2 rRNA genes are annotated in these 1118 nt (G+C 28.8%); both read left to right on the top strand.

The window, feature by feature from the left end:
• The first annotated feature begins 30 nt into the window (after positions 1-30).
• Positions 31-147, top strand: a 5S ribosomal RNA gene (gene rrf, locus H8923_RS17015).
• An 854-nt stretch (positions 148-1001) separates the two neighbouring features.
• Positions 1002-1118: ribosomal RNA gene (locus H8923_RS17010) — 16S ribosomal RNA — on the top strand; the annotation flags it as partial.

Genomic DNA, 1118 nt, shown 5'->3' with positions numbered 1-1118 from the left:
ATAACTTAATATAAGTTAATCGAAAGATTATGTGGTTACTATAGCAAAGAGGATACACCTGTTCCCATTCCGAACACAGAAGTTAAGCTCTTTAGCGCTGATGGTACTTGGGGGGCAACCTCCTGGGAGAGTAAGACGTAGCCACGTAATCTTTTTTTATATTTTTGTAATTATTACATTTACTTATGATATCAAAAGATGAAATTAAAATAGAGTAATTGTTTATAGGCTTTTATTCTATGTATAAGACTTTATTTTACAAATGTAGCTCTAATTAAACTTTCAATGGTGTATATAGAATTACTACTTCGAGTATAAGCTATGTGGTTAATTATATAGCACTTATTTATGGGCATTAATAAAATACATCCAGATGTTAGAAAATAAATAGATGAAAGACGATTAATAGAAGAAGAATAATATAATAAATATTTAGTTAGAAAGTAGCAAAAATATGGGTCTGAGTACTCACTTTTATATATGTACATATTCAAATTAGGTTTTGGCACTGAGTTACTATTTATATTAAAAAGGTGGTATATCTTATGGATAAAAATATTAATTTCAAATATAATGCACCTTTATCTATTTTATTTATGAAAAATGAATAAATTTTTATAAAAAATAATATGTTAATAAATTAGTTAATAATGTGGATAATAAAATGAAAATACTTAAATATTAACATTTGAGATTGTTGATAATGTTAATAAAATTTTGCATGATAAAGATACTAACTTTCTTATAAAAAAATATTTAAAAAAGGTATTGACCAATAGAAAAGATGATGGTAAAGTATTACTTGTCCGAGAGATACGGACGAAAAATAAAACGAAAGAAAGTCTTGACTGAGGGGTAATAACCTGGTAAGATGAGTAAGTCGAGAAAATGAACTTTGAAAATTAAACAGTAGGTTAATTTATAAAATTAATTCTTATAAAGAATTATTCCAAACAACCAAACAAAGCCAGATATATAACAGTATCTGAGCCCATCAACTTTTATTTGAGAGTTTGATCCTGGCTCAGGATGAACGCTGGCGGCGTGCCTAACACATGCAAGTCGAGCGATTTACTTCGGTAAAGAGCGGCGGACGGGTGAGTAACGCGTGGGTAACC

It is taken from the genome of Romboutsia faecis (assembly GCF_014323405.1).
GTDB lineage: Bacteria > Bacillota > Clostridia > Peptostreptococcales > Peptostreptococcaceae > Romboutsia_E > Romboutsia_E faecis.
This window is presented reverse-complemented; position numbering and strand designations above follow the sequence as displayed.